Source organism: Nonomuraea antimicrobica, assembly GCF_039536965.1.
Classification (GTDB): domain Bacteria; phylum Actinomycetota; class Actinomycetes; order Streptosporangiales; family Streptosporangiaceae; genus Nonomuraea; species Nonomuraea antimicrobica.
This window is the reverse complement of the sequence record NZ_BAAAZP010000099.1, coordinates 106,368-126,206: the sequence shown is the minus strand read 5'-3', so window position 1 is coordinate 126,206 and position 19,839 is coordinate 106,368. Positions and strand designations below refer to the sequence as shown.

Below are 19,839 nucleotides of genomic sequence, written 5' to 3'. Positions count from 1 at the left end.
GGCGGTTGCGTGGGTGTGGGCGGGGCGTTCGTGTGGGTGTGGTTGGGGGCGGTTGCGTGGGTGTGGGCCGGCCGTTCGTGTGGGTGTGGGTGTGGGTGTGCGGTGCTTGTGGATGGTGTTCGCGTTCGTGGGGGTGAGTGGTCGCGCGGCGGCGAAAATGGTTTGCCGGGCCCGGGGGTGCCTTGTCAAGGTTGACAGGTTATGCGCTCCCTTCCTGAGGCCGATCCCGGCGTGCCCGACATCCGCAGCCCGTTGCGTTTTCTGTGGTGGAACGCGCGGCGGCAGGCGCCATCCCTGCTTGTGGGCATCGGCTTCGCGATCGCGTGGTGGCTGGTGCAGGCGTTGATGCCGGCGGTGCTCGGGCAGGGCATCGAGGCCGTCACCGCCAAGGACACCAAGGCGCTGCTGCTGTGGTCGGCGATCCTGCTCGGCCTCGGGCTGATACAGGCGTTCACCGGGATCATGCGGCACCGGATGGCCGTCTACAACTGGCTGGCCGCCGCCTATCGCACCGTACAGCTCACCTCCAGGCAGGCCGCCAGGCTCGGGGCCACGCTGCCCAAGCGGCTCTCGACCGGTGAGGTCGTCAGCGTGGGCAACTCCGACATCGCCCACATCGGCAGCTCCATGGACATCCTGCTGCGCGGCACCGGCTCCATCGTGGCCATCGTCACCGTGACCGTGATCCTCATCTCGACCTCGCTGCCGCTCGGGCTGCTGGTGTTGTTCGGGGTGCCGCTCATGGCGGTCGCCGTCGGGCCGCTGCTGAAGCCGTTGCACAAGCGCCAGCACGCGCATCGCGAGCTGACCGGTGACCTGTCCACTCGATCCGCCGACATCGTGGCAGGGCTGCGGGTGCTGCGCGGCATCGGCGGTGAGCAGGTCTTCGCCGGGCGCTACCGTACGGAGTCGCAGCGCGTTCGCCTGGCCGGGGTGCGCGTCGCGGGCGTCGAGTCGGTGCTCGAAGGCGCGCAGATCGTGCTGCCGGGTCTGCTCATCGCGATCGTCACCGGGATCGGCGCCTCGTTCGCCGTCGCGGGGGAGATCCCCACAGGGCAACTCGTCGCGTTCTACCTGTACGCGGTGTTCCTCATCGGGCCTATGCGCACGCTCACCGAGGCCGCCGACAAGCTCACCAAGGGGCACGTGGCGGCCGGGCGGGTGATCCGGATCCTGTCCATCGAACCCGAGATCACCGGAGGCAACGCGAGCAGCGAGGGCGGCGTCTTGCGCGACTCGTACAGCGGTGTCACGCTCCAACCCGGCGCGCTCACCGCCGTCGCCGCCGACACGCCCGAGGCCGCCATCGCCATCGCCGACCGCCTCGGTCGCTACGCCGACGGTGACGTCACGTTCGGGGCGGTGGAGCTGCGTACGCTGCCGCTTGAGGAGGCGCGCTCGCGCATTCTGGTCGCCGACAACGGAGCCCGGCTGTTCAACGGCCGACTCCGCGACGAACTCGACGTCCGGGGCACGGCCACCGGCGAGCAGATCGGCGAGGCGCTGCAGGCGGCCTGCGCCACCGACATCGTCGAGGCACTGCCCGACGGGCTCGACGCGACGGTGGCGGAGGCGGGGCGGGAGTTCTCCGGCGGACAGCAGCAGCGGCTGCGGCTGGCCAGGGCGCTGCTGACCGACCCGGAGGTGCTCATCCTGGTCGAGCCGACCAGCGCCGTCGACGCCCACAGCGAGGCCCGCATCGCCGCTCGGCTGGCCACGGCCCGCGCGGGGCGTACCACCCTGATCTGTACGACCAGCCCGCTGGTGCTGGATCGCGCCCAGCACGTGATCTACGTCGAGGACGGGCGTGTGCTCGCCGAGGGGACACACCGGCAGCTCCTTGACGAATCCCCCGAATACGCGGCAACCGTGACGCGCGGGGAGGGCTGACCCATGACCCGCGACATCCAGCAGCCGGGGCATCAGCATCATCCGACTCTCCGGCTCATGCCGACACTCCTGCGAAGTCTGGTGCTTCCGTGGAGTCGGGCTCGTCGGCTGACGCCGACACCCCTGCGGAGTCTGGCGCTCCCGCGGAGTCCGGCTCTCCGGCTCACGCCGATACCCCTACGGCGCTTGGCGCTCCATGGAGTCCGGCTCTCGGGCTCATACCGACACCCCCACGGTGCCTGGCGCTCCCACGGAGCCCGATACTCCCGCCGAGTTCGGTGTCCCCACAGAGTCTGGCTCCTCCGGCTCACGCCGACACCCCCACAGAGCCTGGCGCTCCTGCAGAGCCCGACACCCCCGCCGAGTTCGGTGCCCTCACGGAGCCTGGCGCTCCTGCGGAGTTCGGTGCCCTTACGAGACTCAGTGCCCCTGCGGAGTCTGGTGGCTGGGCCTTCCAAGCTCGGCAGTGTCCAGGTGGGATGGGGCGGTGGGGCTTTCGTCGACAGTCTGGGGGCGGTTGGCGTCCGTTCGAGGGACGGCGGCAGTTTGGTTGGGGGAGGGCTCGTTCTCAGGCCCCGACACTTTGGCGGAGGAGTCTGAAACCGATGGCCCGTGAGATCCTGCCGGTCGCCGACCGCAAACAAGTGCGTGCCTATGCCCGCCGTCTGACGCTGAAGTATCCGCGTCGGCTTGCGCTCGCCCTTCTCCTGCACGGCCTGGCCGCCGTCGCAGGGCTGGTCGTGCCGTGGCAGCTCGGCGAACTGGTGCAGAACATCCAGTACGGCGTTGAGGTCAACGTCGTCGTCGTGGCCGCCGCGATCGGGGCGTTCCTGCTGCTGCAGGGTGTCCTGATGCGGTATGCCGTGCTGGCCTCGGCCAAACTGGGCGAGAAGGTGCTCGCCGAGCTGCGCGAGGACTTCGTGGACCGGGTGCTCGGCCTGCCCCTGTCCACCATCGAGCGGGCCGGGTCGGGTGACCTCATCACTCGTACGTCCCGCGACGTGGACGCGCTGTCTCGCACCGTACGGCACGCCGTGCCCGAGACGTTGATCGCCATGGTCACCTTCGTGATCACCATCGGCGCGCTGCTGCTGGTCAGCCCGCTGCTCATGGTGCCGATGCTGGCCGCCGGGCCGGTGATCTACATCTCCACCCGCTGGTACCTGCGGCGTGCGCGCGACGGCTACCTCCGCGAGAATGCCGCCTACGCCGACATGACAGAAGGGCTGGCCGAGACCGTCGAGGGCGCCCGGGCCGTGGAGGCGCTGGGGTTGCAGGACCGGCGGCGGGACCGTACCGATCGGGACATCGCACGGTCGTTCGGGGCCGAGCGCTACACGCTGGGGCTTCGTACCACCTGGTATCCCGCCGTCGAGCTGGGCTACGTGATTCCGGTGGTGGCGGCGCTGCTGGTCGGCGGGCTGTTCTACACCAACGAGTGGGTGACGTTGGCCCAGGTGTCCACCGCCACGCTGTACGCGCAACAGCTCATCGACCCGCTTGACCGCTTCCTCATGTGGATCGACGAGCTGCAGGTAGGCGGCGCTTCGATGGCCCGGCTGCTGGGCGTGGCCAACGTACCGGACGATCGGGTGAGCGGATCCGCGCGGCCGTCGGGTGAGCTGCTGGAGGCGTCCGACGTCCGCTACGCCTACCGGGAGGGACGCGACGTGCTGCACGGTGTGTCGCTGACCCTCCGGCCCGGCGAACGGCTGGCCATGGTCGGGCCCTCCGGGGCGGGGAAGTCGACGCTGGGGCGGCTGCTGGCAGGCATCCACGGGCCGCGTACGGGGTCGGTCACCGTGGGCGGGGTGCCGTTGGTCGACCTGCCCCTGAACGACCTGCGCGGGCACGTCGCGCTCGTCACCCAGGAACATCACGTGTTCAAGGGCACGCTCCGCGACAACCTGCTGATCGCCCGCCCCGACGCCTCCGACCCGGCCGTTCGCAGAGCCCTGGAGGCGGTGGACGCGCTGGGTTGGGTGCAGGCGCTGCCCTCGGGACTGGAGACCGAGGTCGGCTCGGGCGGGCAGGTGATCTCGCCCGCCCAGGCGCAGCAACTCGCGCTCGCCCGGCTGGTCCTCGCTGACCCCCACACCCTGGTGCTGGACGAGGCCACCTCCCTCATCGACCCACGGGCCGCCCGGCACCTGGAACGGTCGCTGGCCGCCGTCCTGGAAGGACGAACGGTGATCGCGATCGCGCACCGGCTCTACACGGCCCACGACGCGGACCGGGTGGCCGTGGTGGAGGACGGGCGGATCAGCGAGTTGGGGGCGCATGAGGAACTGGTCGAGGAGGGGGGCTCGTACGCGGCGCTCTGGCGAAGCTGGCACGGCACCCCGACCACGACCACGTCCACGACTCACTCCTGACGTCGGCTTGGCTGTGATGTTGGGGACTGGCTCTGATGCTGGAGCTTGGCCCTGGTGTGGGCTCGACTCTGATCTCGGCTTGGTTGGCGTCGAGAGCGAGAGCGAGAGCGAGGGCGGGGGCGAGGGCCGGGGTGAGGGTGAGGGGGCTGCCCAGGGCCAAGGTGAAGGTGAGGGTGTCGCCCGGAGTGAGGGTGAGGGTGAGGGCGAGGTCAGCACTGGGTTTTCCTGGGTGGGAGGGTGGCGGCGGTGAAGTAGGCGTTGATGTGGTCGCGGGCGCACGGGTTGCTGCCGTAGAGGGTGTGGCCCGGGCCGTTGTGGCGGATGACGGCGCTGCCCGGGACCTGGGACAGCACGCGCTCGACCGCGTCCGACTCACCCCACGCGCCCGCTCCGAGCAGGGGCGGCAGGCCCTTGGGGAGGGCGGACGGAGGGTTGGTCACCGGTACGGGCCAGCCGATGCAGTTGAGCGTCGCCGAGGCGAGGGTGTTGGCGGCACCGACGTTGGGGGCGATCTTGCGGAGCCTGGTGAGCGCGGCGGTCATCTCCTTGAGGTTGGCGAAGCGGGGCCAGTCGGTGCACTCCGTGACAGGGGTGGCCTGGTCGGGGTAGCGGGCACCACGGGCCGGTACGAAGTCGGAGGCGTCGCCCTTGCTCGCCTTGCGGATGGCCTCGGCCAGCTTGGGCCAGACCGGGGCACCCTGGCGGGCCATGCCCAGGGCGAAGGACTGGAGGTCGCCGGCCTGGTAGGCGACGTTTTCCGTCTTGGTGGGGATGGGCGTGCGGTCTGCGCGGGCGATCAGTTTGCGCCAGAGACCGGGTACGTCTGCGCAGCCGTTGGAGGCGCACCAGGTGAAGAAGCGGCGGATGGACTCTTCGTTGGTACGCGCCATCGCCTCTGACTCGCCTGACCAGTCGGCGGCGCTGTGATTGGCCGTGCCGTCGAGCACCATCGTGCGGACGCGGCCGGGATAGAGCCGCGCGTACGCCTGGCCGTAGAAGCCCGCGTAGGAGGCGCCGTAGTAGTTGAGTGCTGCGTCGCCCAGGGCCGTTCTGATCGCTTCCATGTCTCGGGCGTGGTCGGCGGAGCTCATGTTGGCGAACAGCTCGGGATCCTTGAGGCGGCAGGCTTCGGCGTAGCCGCGGTTGGTGTCGGACAGGCGGCCGAAGTCAGCCATGTCGCGCGGGAAGTCGGCGATGGGGACGCGGGTCCAGGTGCAGGGCAGACCCGTGCTGAGGCCCTGGAACTGGTCGCTGCCGTAGCCGCGGGTGTCCCACGTGACGATGTCCATGCGTTGGCGCAGCTTCGACCACCAGCCGGACAGGGACTGGGTCATGGCGATGCCGGGGCCGCCCGGGCCACCGTAGGCGACCAGGACCGCGCCTTCCGAGGTGCCGGTGGCTTTGAGCCGGCCCACCTTGAGGGTGATCTTGCGGCCGTCGGGTTTGCGCCAGTCGGCCGGGACCTGGAGGTCGGCGCAGGCCATGCCGATCTTGTCGCCGGGGCAGGGCTGCCAGGTGAGGCTGGACGGCGGTGGGGCGGCGGCGCTTTGGGCGGCCGCCGGTGCCGAGGGCTGAAGGGCCGTGGTGAGGAGCAGGCCCAGGACGAGGGACAGCCGGAGAGCGAGGGGGCGGCCCAGGGTGAGGGGCAGCCTGAGTGCGAGAGGCTGGCGCACAGTCAGGGGCTGGCTCAGGGCGAGGGGTCGGCTCGGGGTGGGGGGCTGATTCGGGGTGAGGGGTCGGCTTGGGGTGGGGGGTTGGCTCGGGGTGAGGGGCAGGGGTTTCCGCATGGCGTTGACGATGCCGGAGCGGGTGGTCGGATCGCGTCGGACCGAGGTTTGGTCTTTGGGGGTGGGGAGTCGGACCCAGGTTTGTCAGACCCTGGGTTGGAGGGTCTCGTGCACATGGCTCGGATGGTGGCGCTTCGGTGTGAGGAACCGGGCCAAGAATGTCGGATCTTTGGCTGGAGGGCCCCGTGCTCAAGGCCCAGTGCTCAGGGCCAGTGCTCAGGGCCAGTGCTCAGGGCCAGTGCTCAGGGCCCTGTGCACGGCGCCCTGAGCGTGGTTCGGAGCGCCCGCGCGCGGCCGACGGCCGTACGGCCAGCGCCGACCCTCGCGCGGCCGACAGACGTACGGCCGCCAGCCGTACGGCTGCCAGAAGCCGTACGGCGGGTCAGCCCAGGGACTTCTTCAGGAAGTCCACCTGCAGCAGGAGCAGGTTCTCCGCCACCACCTCCTGCGGCGTCATGTGCGTCACCCCCGACAGCGGCAGCACGTTGTGCGGACGTCCGGCGGCGAGCAGGGCGGAGGAGAGGCGCAGCGTGTGGGCGGCCACCACGTTGTCGTCCGCCAGGCCGTGGATCAGCAGCAGCGGGCGCTCCAGCTTGGCCGCGTCCGCGAACAGCGAGGAATTCTCGTAGACCTCGGGCTGCTTCTCGGGATCGCCCAGGTAGCGCTCGGTGTAGCAGGTGTCGTACAGGCGCCAGTCGGTCACCGGCGCGCCCGCCACCGCGGCGTGGAACACGTCGGGACGCCGCAGCACCGCGAGCGCGGCCAGGTAACCGCCGAACGACCAGCCGCGGATGGCCACCCGTGTCAGGTCGAGGTCGTCGGCGTACTGCTCGGCCACCCCGTGCAGGGCGTCGATCTGGTCTTCGAGCGCCGGGGTCGCCAGGTCGTTGAGCACGGCGCGTTCGAACTCTGTGCCCCGCCCCGGGGTGCCGCGCCCGTCGGCCACGATGACGGCGAAGCCCTGCTCGGCGAACCACTGGCTCTCCAGGAACGCCCCCCGCCGGTTGAGCACCCGCTGCGCGTGCGGCCCGCCGTACGGGTCCATCAGCACCGGCAGCTTGCGCGACCCCGGCTCGTGCCACGTGGGCAGCACCACGGCGGTGGCCAGCTCGCGGCGGCCGGAGCGGCCCAGCGACACGCGCAGCTCAAGGCCGGGACGCTCGGCGAAGGACGGGATCGGGACCGCCATGCCGTCACGGCGTACGACCGTGGTGGAGACGCCTTCGGCGTCGATGCTCTGCTCGGTCAGCACGCCGACGCCGCCCGACATCCGCCCCGAGAACACCCCGGAACGGGTCGAGACCGGCAGCAGCGAATGCCCGTCCCACGTCCATAGCTGTATCTCCGTCGGATCGCCGCTCGCGCTGAACAGCACGCTGTCGTGATCGACGTCGAGCACGGCCCGCACCTGCAACGTCGGCGGCGTGACGGCGCGGTCGCCCACGAACAGCCGGTGCCCGCCCTCGGAGTTGGCCACCCACACCAGCGAGCCGTCGTCGAGGTGCGCGGGCACGCCGCCGACGATGTCGACCCAGGCGGGGTCGGTGTCCTCGCGCACCAGGGTGGCGGCGCCGGTCGCCGGATCGATCTCGGACAGCCGCATCGTCCGCTGGTCGCGGGTCAGCGTCACGATGGACAGCGCGTGGGAGTCCCAGGCCGCCGTGGCGAGGTATTCCTCCTCGTACGGCACCGCCACCCGCGACCCGTCGAGCCCCAGCACGAACAGCTCGGTCACCGCGTTGGCCGTGCCCGCGGCCGGATAGCGCTGGGCCGTCGCGGGACGCTCGGGGTTGGCCGGGTCGGCGATGTGCCAGACCTGTACGGGGGCCTCGTCGGCGCGCTCGACCAGGAGCGCGTCGCTCGACGGCGACCACCAGTGGCCGCGCATCCGGTCCATCTCCTCGGCGGCGATGAACTCGGCCAGCCCGTACGTCACCGTCTCCGACTCGGGCTCGGCCAGCGCGCGGTCGCGGCCCGTGCCCAGGTCTTGCACGCGCAGGGCGCCCCCGGTGACATAGGCGACATGCCGCCCGTCAGGGGACAGGCGGGGGTCGATGACCGCCCCCGGGGTGTCGAGCCTGCGCCACTGCCCGCTCGCCAGCTCGGCCACGTAGAGCCCGCCGGACAGCGCGAAACACGCCTTGGTCAGGTCGGCGTCGGTCGCGTACGCCACCACGCCGCCCGCCGCCTCCCGGCTGCGCTCGCGCCTGGCCCGCTCTTCCTGCGGCACGTCGTCGTCGTCGCCGTGGAGCGCGCGCGGGTCGATGACCAGGCGCTCCACGTGGGTGTCGGTGTCGAGCTCCCACAGACAGGTCACCGGGTCGGTGCCCGTCTTCGTCCGCAGGAACACCACCCGGCCGCCGTCGGGGGAGATCGTGAAGCCTCTGGGCACGCCCAGCGTGAAACGGCGGGTCCTGGCGGACAGACGCGGGAAACTCTCGCTCATGGCCTCAATCCTGCCATTGCTACGCTCGTGGCATGACTGATCGACGGCTCCTGCTCGTGCACGCCCACCCGGACGACGAGTCGATCGGCACCGGCGCCACCATGGCGAAATACGTCGCCGAGGGCGCCCACGTCACGCTGGTGACCTGCACGCTCGGCGAGGAGGGGGAGGTCGTCCCCAACGATCTCGCGCATCTGGCCGCCGATCAGGACGACGCGCTCGGCCCGTACCGGGTGGGCGAGCTGGCCGCCGCCTGCCAGGCGCTCGGCGTCGAGGACCACCGCTTCCTCGGCGAGCCCGGCCGCTGGCGCGACTCGGGCATGATGGGCGTGGCCGCCAACGACCACCCGAGGGCGTTCTGGGGCGCCGACCTCGACGAGGCCGCGGGCGAGCTGGTCAAGGTCATCCGCGAGGTACGCCCGCAGGTGCTCGTCACGTACGACGACAACGGCTTCTACGGTCACCCCGACCACATCCAGGCCCACCGCGTTTCGCGCAGAGCGTTCGAGCTGGCCGCGAAACCGGGCTTCGGCGAGGGCGAGCCCTGGCAGATCGCGAAGCTCTACCACACGGCCGTCGCCAGGTCCGTCATGCGCCGCGGGGTCGAGGTGCTGCGCGAGGCCGGCAGCGGGTTCTACGTCGAGGACGTCGAGGACATGCCGTTCGGCAGCACCGACGCGGACATCACCACAGAGATCGACGCGCGCCCCTGGATCGGCAACAAGGTGGAGGCCATGCGCGCGCACGCCACCCAGATCACCGTGGAGCCCCCCTGGTTCGCGCTGTCGAACAACATCGGCCAAGAGGTGCTCGGCGTCGAGCACTACATCCTGGCCGTCGGGGTGCCCGGCCCCGCGGTGCCCGGTCCGCCCATCGAGGCCGGGGGACTGGGCGAGCCGCACAACCGCGAGAACGATCTCTTCTCCGGCATCCATTAACCTCGTTCGACATGGAACATCGCAACCAGGCCGAATCGGCGCTGGGCGGGGCCGCGTACGGCATGTTGTTCGTGCTGGGGGTCGTCATGGCGGTCGTGGGCGGCTTCACGCACCCCGAGTGGCCCGTCGGCCCGATACCGGGCGCGGCGGTCGTGTGGGTGCTGGCGCTGTTCGGGGTGTGCCTGGGGGCGGGCAAGCTGATGCGCGCGCGGCTCGGGGTCATGGCGACGGCTCTGGGGTGGCTGCTGGTGACGATGCCGTTCACTCTGGAGCTGGGCTCGGGGGACCTGGTGATCGCCTCCGGCGCCCCGGGCTACGTCTACCTGTACGGGGGACTGCTGGGCCTGGTCGTGGCCTATCTGCTTTCGCCCTCGTCATCAGGGGGTTCATGGCTCTTGCGGGGGTACCCTCCGAAAAATCCGACTTAGCGTCATAAAGTAGCTAGGTGCATTCCATCGAGCGGCACGTGGACCCTGGAACCTACCGTAAGGTCGTCGGCCGCTTCGCCACCGGAGTCGCGATCGTGACGACCAGGGTGGGCGACGTCGACCACGCGATGACGATCAACTCCTTCACCTCCGTCTCCCTCGAACCGCTGCTCGTGCTGTTCTGTGCCGAGAAGGTGTCCCGCTTCCATGACGCCGTCCTGGAGGCCGGGACGTGGGGGGTCTCGGTGTTACCGGCCTCGATGGAGGACGCCTCGCGCTTCTTCGCCCACCGTGGACGGCCCATGAACGGGCAGTTCACCCGCTGGGCGCACTACCGGGGGGAGACGGGGGTGGCGTTGTTCGAGGGGGCGATCGCGACCGTGGAGTGCGAGACGACGGCGGTGCACGACGGCGGCGACCATTCGATCGTGGTGGGCGGGGTGAGCGCGCTGGACATGCCGTCGGAGGCGGCGCCGCTCATCTACCACGAGGGCGCCTACAAGTCCCTCTGAGGTCGGCTTGTCACCTGCTTGTCAAGTCCTGGCTGCCTGTTGAGCCTTGGCTCTGTCGAGTCCCGGCGCGGCGCGGCGTCTGGCCGTGACGAAGGCGGCGGGCGGTGGGGTGGCATGAGTCGGGCCAGGCGCGTGGCGCCTGGCTCGATCATGTGGGTGGTCGCGGCCTTACGTCGCGGCCGTTCTGGGCGGCCTCACTGGGCGGTGGCCGAGGCCGATTCCGTCGGTGTGGCCGTCGCGGTCTCGGTCGGGACGCCGGTCTCAGTCGGGGCGCTCGTGTCGGTCGGCACTGGGCTCTCCGTGGGAAGCTCCGTCGGAGGCGCGGACGGCGGCGGACAGGTCGGGATCTCGGTCGGGGGCTCGGTCGACGTCTCCGTCGGGCTCACCGTGGGCGACCCAGTAGGTGAGTCAGTGGGCGACCCAGTGGGCGACACGGTGGGGGTCGGGGTTTCCGTCGGAGTCACGGTGGGGGTGGGGGTCGGGGTCTCGGTCGCGGTGTCCGTCGGCGTGGGCGTCGCCGTCTCGGTGTCCGTCGGTGTCGGCGTCGGTGTGTCCGTGACGGTCGGGGTCACGCTCCCGGTCGGTGACGTCGTCTCCGTCGGCGAGACGGTGCCCGTGGGCTCCTCGCTCGGCGGAACGGCGTCCGTCGGCTCGACGTACGGCTGACAGGTGAACGTCTCCGTGACCGTCGGCCCCGGCTCGGTGACGGTGACCGTGGGGCCCGGCTCGGTCACCGTGACCGTCTCGCGTACGGTGACGGTCGGCAGCGGCGCCATCTTGACGGCGGCCTGCCCGCGCTTCTTGTACGTGCCCGAGCCCAGCCGGGCCGTGGCGCTCCTGTCACCGTTGATGACGGTGAGGTCGATGCTCGCCGTCTTGCACGATGCCTTCTTGCACACCGTCTGCTCGACGTTGAAGAGGGCCGCACCCTCGTAGTCGACCGAGACGTTCAGGTAGGAGACGCCTCTTCGCTTGACCACCTTCGTCTCCGCGGTGTACTCCCCGTTCGTGGGACTCGCCGTCGAGGTGGGAGTCGAGGTCGGGGTCGGTGACACGGTGGCGGTCGGGGTGGGCGGCGGCGTGCCGGGCAGCGACGTCGAGGGGTCGCCGGCTAACGCCATTCGGGCATTGAGAGAGGTGTCAGTGAGTTGTAGGGGACCGGTCGCTGACGTCTGGGTGATCGCGACTCCGCCGGCTCCTGCCAGTGCGACGGTGCCGAGCAGCGCGCCCAGGATGGAGAATCTCATAATCCTGCTCTGTGGGAGATTTCAGGACGGGGATCATTATTCCGACTTGTCAAGATTGGTCAAGACTGAGACGCATGGACACGCGCTTTCGGTTCCGGCGTGCGGCGAACTACTTCAATCTTTCTACGCCGCTCGGTCTGCTGATCGCGGTCGCCGGCGGCGCGTCCAGGCAGCCCGGCCCCGACGGGCTCGTCCTGGCCTTCGGCTACCGTCACCGCTTCCCCGCGGCCGCCGCGTTCACGGTCGGAAATGTGGTCCTGACCAGGAGGAACGCGCTCAGCGAACAGCTTGTGCGGCACGAGGCCAGGCATGCCACGCAGTGGGCCTGGTGCGCCGGTCTGCCCATGGTGCCGCTCTATCTCGTGGCCATGCTGGCCTCGGTGATCGTCTGTGGCGATCAGGCTTCGTGCAACGTGTTCGAGCGGCTGGCGGGGCTGGACGACGGTGGGTACCCGCGCAACGCGGTGTGGTGGCGGCGGAGGGCTCGCAGGCGGGGTTGACGATGATCTGTCAAACCCCGGCCCGTCGGTCGTCCTGTTGGGCGACACGCCCACCGCGAGGCGCCCTGCGCGTCAGGGGGACAGCTTGAGCGTGTGGGTCGCGGCCTTGCGCACCGCCGCGGGAGAGGAGTACATCGGCAACAGGTCGCCCCTCGCCCACGCCTCCGCCTGGTCCCAGTAGTTGTCGTGGAACGCGTGCCCCGAAGCTCCCGTCAGGTTGATCCACCGGGACTTGTCCAGGTCCGACAGGTCCACGATCATCCGCATCGACGGCACGGCCGTGACCTCGTAGCCCCTCTGAACGTTCCAACTCGTCGCGTTCACCGCGTCCTTGCCCCCGGTCACGCCGAACGGGCCGCGGTTGAACAGCGCCTCCACCGGCGCGATGCCCGAGGTACCGAGCGACTCGTTGACCAGCTCCAACTGGTGCAGATCGCCCCAGCGCCACGCCTTGACGTCGTCGCCGAGCCGGTCGGCGAGCTCCTGGTACGCCGACGCCATCGCCTGGCGGAGCACGTCGTCGCGGGTCTCCTTGCGGTTGCCGGTCGTCGTGTCGTCCCAGAAGGGGTCATCGGGGGCCTCCAGCAGGCGCCTGACCACCTCGTACCAGCGGTCGCCCCCGGTGGGCCGGGCGGACGCGGGGAGGTCGTCGTTGAACGTCAGCACGAGCACCTGACGCCAGACCGCGTTGTAGTACGCCGCGGCGGCCGAGTCGAGGCTCTGGGAACGGTCCCACGACTTGAGCAGCTCCCTGGCCTGCACGGCGGGGCCCGCCAGGTCGACCCGCATCAGGGCCGGCACCAGCGTGTCCGCGAAGCCGTCGGAGGAGTCCTGCTGGATGCGCGCCATGGTCTGCGCGTCGATGGGCCCCTTCTTGATCGCCTCTTGGATGAGGGTTCTGATGCGTTCGGAGCGGTAGCCGTACGACCAGTCCTTGGTCAGCAGGGGCTGGTAGCGGTTGGGGTCGATGACGGAGTTGTTGGCCGTGACGATGAAGCCGTCGGCCGGGTCCTCGACCGAGGGGAGGCGGTCGTACGGGATGGGGGCGGTGTTCCAGTCGTACTCGCCGGTCCAGCCGGGGACGGGCCAGGTGCCGTCGCCCTTCTTCCGCACGGGTACGCGTCCCGGCGCCTGGTAGGCGATCTTGCCGGTCGTGTCGGCGTAGACGAGGTTCTGGGACGGCACCTCGAACAGCGCCGCGGCCGCCTTGAACTCCCCCCAGTCGCGCGCCCGGTTCAACGCGAAGATCGCGTCGGCCGTGTGCCCGGGGGTCAGCGCCGTCCACTGCAGCGCCACGGCGTTGGCCTCGCCGCTCGCCCGCGCGTCCGTGATCACGTCGTTGATCAGCGGGCCGTGGATGGTGCTCTTGACGGTGATGGTGACCGGGTCGCGCCCGGCGACCTTGATCTGCTCCCTGCGGGTCACCAGCGGCATCCGCACGCCCTTGTACAAGTACGTGTCGTCGTCCACCTGCTCCAGGAAGAGGTCGGCCACGTCGGGCGCCAGGTTCGTGAAGCCCCACGAGATCCGGTCCGTGTGCCCGATGACCACGCCGGGCACGCCGGAGAAGGTGTACCCGGTCACGTCGTACGGGCACTCCTGGGTGAGCTCGCGGCAGTGCAGCCCCGCCTGGTACCAGACCGACGGCATCTGCGCCGACAGGTGCGGGTCGTTGGCGAGCAGCGGCTTGCCGCTGGCGGTGTACTCGCCGGAGACCACCCACGAGTTCGACCCGACGCCGTCGCGGTCGGCGGTGCTCATCGTGCTCGGCACCGCCTCCAGCGTCTTGGCGGCCTGGGTGAGCGCCTGGCCGGTGCGCGTCCGCGGCTCGGCCCGCTGGTCGAAACCGCCCTGGCCGACGGTGCCCTCGTTGACGATCGGCAGGTGCCGGTCGTACGGGTAGCCGGGGTAGAGCTGATCGACCCGTTCCTTGGGCAGCTTGGTCAGCGCGAGTGCGCGGTCGATCTCGTCCTCGACGTTGGAGCGCAGGTCCCACGCCATGGCCTTCAGCCAGGCCAGGGAGTCGATGGGGGTCCACTTCTCCGGCCGGCCGCCGCCGCCCTGGAGCTTCAGCACGGAGTATTCGAGGCTGCGGTCGGACGCGTTCGGGTTGGCGTCGAGCCAGGCGTTGACGCCCTTGGCGTACGCGGCCAGGTAGCCCTGTGTCTGCTGGGACAGCTCGGGCAGCTCCTGTTCGGCCACCCTGCGCCAGCCCATGGTCCGCAGGGCCTTGTCGGTGTCGAGCGTGGAGGCGCCGAAGAGTTCCGAGAGGCGCCCGGCGGTCATGTGGCGGCGGAAGTCCATCTCGTAGAAGCGGTCCTGGGCGTGGACGAAGCCCTGCGCCATGAACAGGTCCGCGGAGCTGTCAGCGTAGATGTGCGGAATTCCTGATTTATCGCGATAAATCTCCACACTTCCGGTCAAACCGGGGAGCCGCACCGAACCGTCCATCTGCGGGAACGACTGCCGCACCGTGTAGACGAGGACCCCAGCCAGCACCAGCACCAGTGCGAGAAGAACGGTCAACACCCGAGCGAACCACCGCAACGGCCACGGCATCCACGCATAGGGCCTCACCGCCACCTCCTTCATGCCGAACAGGACATCAAGTCTGGCAGTTCACGATCACTCCTCCGGACGCCCGCCCGCTCGGGGTCAGGCCCAGCTCTGACCGCCCGGGGTGTCGGACACCCGCACCCCCAACTCGGCCAGCTCGCCCCGCAACCGCTCGGACTCCGCCCAGTCTTCGGCCGACCGCGCCCGGGCCCGCGCCTCCAGCAGCTCCGACGCCCCGGGAGGCAGCACCCGCGCCTTCCCGATCTCGATGGACAGGTCGAGCGCCAGCACCTGGTCCACGTGCAGGAACGTCTCGAACTTGGCCCCCGGCGCCACCGACCCGTCGTCCTCCAGCTCCCGCAGGATCGCCAGCGCCGCCGGGGTGTCGAGGTCGTCGTCGAAGGCGGACTCCACCCGGTCGACGTGGGCCTGCGACAGCGGCGCGCTGACCGACTCGGCCCATTCGGCCACCCGGGAACGCCACCGCCACAGCGTGCGGTCGGCGGCCCGCAAGGTGTCCCACGTCAGGTCCATCCGCTGCCGGTAGCGGTGCTCCAGGAACGCCAGGCGCACGGCCAGCGGGTCGAGCCCGGCCGACACCACGTCGGACAGCGGCGGCACCACGCCGCCCGAGTCGCGCTCGTCGAACAGCACCTGCTCACCGTGCACCCAGTGGCGCGCCACCTCGTGCCCGGCCACCGCGTCGGACTGGGCCCGCTCGGCCTCGTGGTGCGGGAAGCGCAGGCCGACCCCGCCGGTGTGCAGCTCGAAGCGCGGGCCGAGGAAGCGCAGCGACATGGCCGAGCACTGCGCGTGCCACCCGGGGGAGCCGCGCCCCCACGGAGACTCCCAGGTCAGCTCGCCCGCGCCGGGCCGCCACAGGGCCCAGTCGGCCTGGCCGCGCCTGCCGGGCTCTGCCGCCTCGCCAGGGTGGGGGTCGCCGGAGATCTCGCCGTACGACGGGAACGTGCGCGCGTCGAAGTACACCGGCCCGTCGGGCACCGCGTACGCGTGCCCCCGCTCGACCAGCTTGGCGATCAGCTCGATCGTCAGGTCGACGGTCTCACTGGCCCGGGGCGTGTGCTCCGGCGGGCGCAGGTTGAGCGCGGCGGCGTCGCTGCTGAACGCGTCTTCGTGAAGGCGCGCGAGCTTCGGCGGGATCTCGCCCGCGCCGGAAGGGCGGCCGACGTCGGTGATGTTCCGGCAGACCACGACCCGCGTCCGCCGGCTCTCCAGCACCCGCCTGATCAGGTCGGGCAACAGGTGGTCGCGCAGGTCGCCCACGTGCGCGCGGCGATGGACCGCGGGCCCGCACGTGGACATCCGCACGGCCCGTCCGGCGGCGAGCTCCTCGACCTGCCGGGCCCGCGTGTCGTGGATCCGCACCATCTGCCGAGCTTAGCCCGGCGTCATCCGCCCAGGAAACCGAGGATGTCGCGGTCGCCGCGCTCGCGCAGCCTGCCGAGGATCTCCTCGCGGGTGGCTATGTCGGATACGCCGATCCTGGCCCCGATCAGCCGCAGGCCCTCTATCTCCGAGCCGACGGGGGCGGTGTAGCCGAGCAGGTAGAGCGCCCGGTTCACCGGCGGCATCGCGACCGGCGCGGCCGGCAGGTGGCGGGTCAGCAACTCGCCGCCGTCGGACACGGTCAGGAAGATGTGGTCGCCCTCGTTCGCCTTGTACTCGGCCAGCACGTTGCGGATCGACCCCATGGTGGGCTGGTTGTGCCAACTGATCACCACGTCGCCGGACGGCGCGGAGGCGGTGAGCTGCCCGCCCGGCGCCATCCCCAGGTACGCCGCGAACCCCGTCGGCAGCGGCGAGCCGGAGCCGCGCAGGTGCTCGGCGTTGACGTCCACGCGGTGCCACCAGCGGCCGTCGCGGGAGCGGAAGCTGCGCCGGGTCTCCGAGACGTCCTTGCGCGGCTGGTACGGCTCCACCTCCCCGCTCGGCGACGTGCCCGCCACCCTGATCCAGCCCCGCTGCGTCCGCTCGAACCCGGGCCCGCCCGAGTAGGCGCGCACCGAGCTCTCGCTCACCTCGTAGCGGGAGGTCAGGTTCGCCACGATGGTGCTCACCGACGCCTCGCCGCCGGCCCGCTCGATCTCCCTGGCGATCATCTCCCTGATCCCGAGGTACTCGTCGCCGCCCCACCTGGTCAGGCCGTACTTGTTGCGGTCGACCCGGCGGAAGCGGTCGTCGGCGGTGAGCTGGTTGCGGATGCCGACCAGGCTGTAGTCCTCGCCGATGCGCTCCTGGATCTCCTCGGGCGACAGCGGGGCGCCGGCCACGGCCAGCACCGCCTCGGCCTTCTCGTTGACGCTGCGCGGCCAGGGCACCACGTGCTGGCCCAGCACGCGCAGTTGGGGCACGGCCAGGATCCACCGCTCGGCCACGTCCTCGCGCACGCCGAGCTGCGCCACCATGGTCACGGCCTCGCCGAGCGGGTGCGGGCCGTCGGTGAAGAGCTGGCGGGTCTTCTCCCTCAGGTCGTCGGCCCCGCCCGCCACGAGCCAGCCGTCTGACTGCTCGTACCCGGTCAGCAGCGTACGCACGAACCGCCAGACGGGGATCCCCAGCGACCGTAGCTCGGCCTGGTGCCACGGCACGGCGGTCTGCAGGTCGTCGGCCGGCACGGCGGAGCCCAGCCGGCCGCGCAGCCACGACACGTGCGCCACCAGTGCGGCGGCGCCGGGCTTGCCGAGCCACGCCTCCACCTGTTCGCGCAGGTCGCGCTCGATCTGCCGGATGCGCTCCCGCGTCACGGAGAAGCGCTGCGCCAGCTCGTCCAGCGTGGCCCGCTGCGTGGCGTAGAGGCGGTCGCGGGCGATGGCGCGCTGCCGGTCGTCCAGCGCCGCGAACAGCTCGTCGATCAGGTCGGGCAGCGGCTTGTCCGGCCTGGACGGCGCGGGCATGGCCTCGGGCGTGGGCTCAAGGAGCCGTTCGAACACGCCGGTGAACAGCTTCTGCACCACGTCCTTGCCCAGCGTCTCCGGCGAGCGCTCGGCCTCGGCGGGGTCGGAGAAGCGCAGCAGCGGCAGGATGTCGCCGAGCATCAGGTGCCCCCAGCAGGCCACGGCCAGGTCGGCCAGGCGGCCCGCCACGGTCTGCGTGCCGACGACGGCACACGCGCGGTCGAGGGGGATCGCTTGCCACCAGGCCTCGGGCAACTGGGGCTCCTCCACGATCGGCGCGATCTGACCAGGGGAGGTCCAGCGCAGGGGTGGCGCGAGGTCACTCAGGCTGAGGTTCATTGAGGTCCAACCGGCAATGGGAAGATATCCGCAGTTCAGACTATGTGATCAGAGGGGAAGAAACGGGCTCCCTCTTCCGGAATGGGAGATATAGAGCATCGATCGGGCACGGGTGCAGGCGACGAACAGTATGCTCCGTTCGCGCTGCAGCGCACGAGCCCTGGCGTACGGATCTTCGGACGGATCTTCGGGGGGATCCCCGGGCTGATCCTCCGGCGGCGGCGCGGGCACCACGCCCTCGGCCACGCCGATCAGCGCGACCCGCTCGAACTCGTGCCCCTTGAGGTGCTGAAAGGTCGACGCCCGCACGTCCAGGCCGTCGAGCACCCGCTTGGCGTCGCGGACCAGCCGCTGGTTGCGGGCCCCGACCGCGATCTCGCCCGGCGGGACGCCGTCGGCCAGCCAGGCGTCCACGGTGCCGCGCAGCCCGGCCAGCTCCGCCTCCGGCGAGTCGTACGCCTTGACGATCGGGCGTCGGCCGTTGTGCGTCGCGGTGAAGTCGTACATCTCGGTCACGCCCTTGACCAGGCCGAGGGAGGGGCCGCCGCCGCGCAGCCGTACGGCGAACGACAGCATCTCCTGCGGCAGCCGATGGGACAGGTTCAGCGTGTACTGCGCGGCGGGAATGCCGACCGACCTGAGCGTCACCCGCGTGTCGGTGACGCGCTGGTGCGGGTCGCCGACGATGAACAGGTCGTCCCGCGCCCGCGGCACCGTCGCGCGCAGCAGCCGCCACTGCGCCGGGCTGACGTCCTGCGCCTCGTCCACGACCATGTGACGGTACGGCTTGTGCCCCGGATCCACGTCGTCGAGCAGGCCGCCGGTCGCCAGCGACAACAGCCTGAGCGCGTCGTCCGTCAGCTCGGCCAGCGAGCGCGCCCCCGGGCCCACCAGCGCGGGACGGCGGCCCTCCGCGCCGGCCACGATCCGGACGGCCAGGCGCTCGGCGTTGTCCACCTCGACCCGCTTGCGCGCCACCCCGTCCTCGATCAGCAGGTCCAGCTTCGCCGACAGTTCCTCGACCAGGCTCTGCGAGAACGTCACCAGCAGCACCGGCCCGGCGCCCCGGGTCGCCAGGTGGGCGGCCCTGTGCAGGGCCAGCACGGTCTTGCCGGTGCCCGCGCCGCCCACGACCAGCACCGGGTGCTCGTACCTCGTGGCCCTGGCCAGCCGGTGCTGCGGCGGGTGCAGGAACGTGCACCAGACCGGCGCGTTCAGCACCCGGTCCAGCGTCACCTTGTCCGGCACGAACACGGCACGGTCGGGGCTGCGCCGCAGCGCCGCGTACAGGTTCTCGGGGTCGATCGGACCGCTCTCCCCGTCGGAGGCCCGCCAGGCGTCCAGTTCCCGCCACGCCTCCGACAGCGAGCCGCCGCGGGCCAGCACCGCCAGCGGGACGTACTGGGTGGGCGGCAGCAGCGGTTCCAGCGCGGCCACGTCCGCCTCGGTCGTGACCAGCCGGAACAGCGGCAGTGCCTGGACGTCCAGGCCCAGGCCGAGCAGGTCGCCGTCGCAGATCGCGTCGAACAGCCGCGTCGCCCTGGCCGACCTGCGCAACGCGGGCTCCACCCGTTCCAGGGCCTCGGCGTCCCACTCCTCGACCACGCCGATCACGGAGTTGACGCCGTAGCGGTGGCGGCGGGCGTACGACCACGCCTCGGGATCGGGCAGCACCCTTCGCAGCCAGTACACGTCCCGCTGCCGCACCACCACCCCGCGGTGCCCGTCGGCCAGGCGCAGGGTCGCCACCCGCGGGTCCCTGGCGCCCCTGACCCGTTCGGGATGCGGGGCGCCGGCCACGTTCAGCAGGAACCGGCGCAGCGCGACCACGGCGTCCCTGCGCACCGGCTGGGCCAGTGCGTTGAGCTCCCCCGGGAACTCGGGGCCGATCGCGAGCCGCGGCACC

Annotated in this window: 13 protein-coding genes; 6 read left to right on the top strand and 7 right to left on the bottom strand. The window is 71.1% G+C overall.

All coding sequences use genetic code 11. The features are described 5' to 3' along the window. Window positions 1-201 precede the first annotated feature (201 nt). Window positions 202-1,890 (top strand): ABC transporter ATP-binding protein, encoded by a 1,689-nt coding sequence (locus ABD844_RS27430; RefSeq protein ID WP_344883968.1) that lies wholly within the window; start codon window positions 202-204, stop codon window positions 1,888-1,890. Window positions 1,891-2,495: 605 nt separating this feature from the next. After that, the gene (locus tag ABD844_RS27425) at window positions 2,496-4,265 is read left to right on the top strand and encodes an ABC transporter ATP-binding protein (RefSeq protein WP_344883965.1); all 1,770 of its coding nucleotides are present in this window, start codon (window positions 2,496-2,498) and stop codon (window positions 4,263-4,265) included. A gap of 209 nt (window positions 4,266-4,474) precedes the next feature. On the opposite strand, the gene ABD844_RS27420 is transcribed toward ABD844_RS27425, so the two are convergent. After that, window positions 4,475-5,938 carry an alpha/beta fold hydrolase gene (locus ABD844_RS27420; protein ID WP_344883962.1) on the bottom strand — a complete coding sequence of 488 codons (1,464 nt, stop codon included), beginning with the start codon at window positions 5,936-5,938 and terminating at the stop codon, window positions 4,475-4,477. Window positions 5,939-6,434: 496 nt separating this feature from the next. After that, the gene (locus ABD844_RS27415) at window positions 6,435-8,498 is read right to left on the bottom strand and encodes a S9 family peptidase (protein WP_344883959.1); all 2,064 of its coding nucleotides are present in this window, start codon (window positions 8,496-8,498) and stop codon (window positions 6,435-6,437) included. A 32-nt stretch (window positions 8,499-8,530) separates the two neighbouring features. Between ABD844_RS27415 and mshB the strand changes: the two genes are divergently transcribed. Genes mshB through ABD844_RS27400 form a run of 3 tightly spaced genes read left to right on the top strand, consistent with a single transcriptional unit; the run spans window position 8,531 to window position 10,376 of the window. Beyond that, complete coding sequence (mshB, locus tag ABD844_RS27410) at window positions 8,531-9,436, top strand: N-acetyl-1-D-myo-inositol-2-amino-2-deoxy-alpha-D-glucopyranoside deacetylase (RefSeq protein ID WP_344883956.1); 906 nt, start codon at window positions 8,531-8,533, stop codon at window positions 9,434-9,436. Window positions 9,437-9,447: 11 nt separating this feature from the next. Further along, on the top strand, window positions 9,448-9,864 hold the full coding sequence (locus ABD844_RS27405; RefSeq protein ID WP_344883952.1) for a DUF6113 family protein: 417 nt from the start codon (window positions 9,448-9,450) through the stop codon (window positions 9,862-9,864). A 17-nt stretch (window positions 9,865-9,881) separates the two neighbouring features. Then, on the top strand, window positions 9,882-10,376 hold the full coding sequence (locus ABD844_RS27400; RefSeq protein ID WP_344883949.1) for a flavin reductase family protein: 495 nt from the start codon (window positions 9,882-9,884) through the stop codon (window positions 10,374-10,376). 194 nt (window positions 10,377-10,570) lie between these two features. On the opposite strand, the gene ABD844_RS27395 is transcribed toward ABD844_RS27400, so the two are convergent. Further along, window positions 10,571-11,497, bottom strand: coding sequence for a hypothetical protein (locus ABD844_RS27395; protein WP_344883946.1), 927 nt, complete (start codon window positions 11,495-11,497; stop codon window positions 10,571-10,573). Between the two features lie 200 nt (window positions 11,498-11,697). On the opposite strand from ABD844_RS27395, the gene ABD844_RS27390 reads away from it, so the two are divergent. Beyond that, complete coding sequence (locus tag ABD844_RS27390) at window positions 11,698-12,123, top strand: hypothetical protein (protein WP_344883943.1); 426 nt, start codon at window positions 11,698-11,700, stop codon at window positions 12,121-12,123. Window positions 12,124-12,195: 72 nt separating this feature from the next. Here the strand turns inward: ABD844_RS27390 and ABD844_RS27385 are convergent, their stop codons facing one another. From ABD844_RS27385 to ABD844_RS27370, 4 genes are all read right to left on the bottom strand, one after another. Then, window positions 12,196-14,682 (bottom strand): penicillin acylase family protein, encoded by a 2,487-nt coding sequence (locus ABD844_RS27385; protein WP_344884066.1) that lies wholly within the window; start codon window positions 14,680-14,682, stop codon window positions 12,196-12,198. Between the two features lie 96 nt (window positions 14,683-14,778). Further along, entirely contained in the window at window positions 14,779-16,068 is a 1,290-nt protein-coding gene (locus ABD844_RS27380) for a CysS/YqeB C-terminal domain-containing protein (RefSeq protein WP_344883940.1), read from the bottom strand. A 20-nt stretch (window positions 16,069-16,088) separates the two neighbouring features. Next, complete coding sequence (locus ABD844_RS27375) at window positions 16,089-17,933, bottom strand: sigma factor-like helix-turn-helix DNA-binding protein (protein WP_344883937.1); 1,845 nt, start codon at window positions 17,931-17,933, stop codon at window positions 16,089-16,091. A 48-nt stretch (window positions 17,934-17,981) separates the two neighbouring features. Further along, the gene (locus ABD844_RS27370) at window positions 17,982-19,838 is read right to left on the bottom strand and encodes a UvrD-helicase domain-containing protein (RefSeq protein WP_344883934.1); all 1,857 of its coding nucleotides are present in this window, start codon (window positions 19,836-19,838) and stop codon (window positions 17,982-17,984) included. Between the last annotated feature and the right edge of the window lies 1 nt (window position 19,839).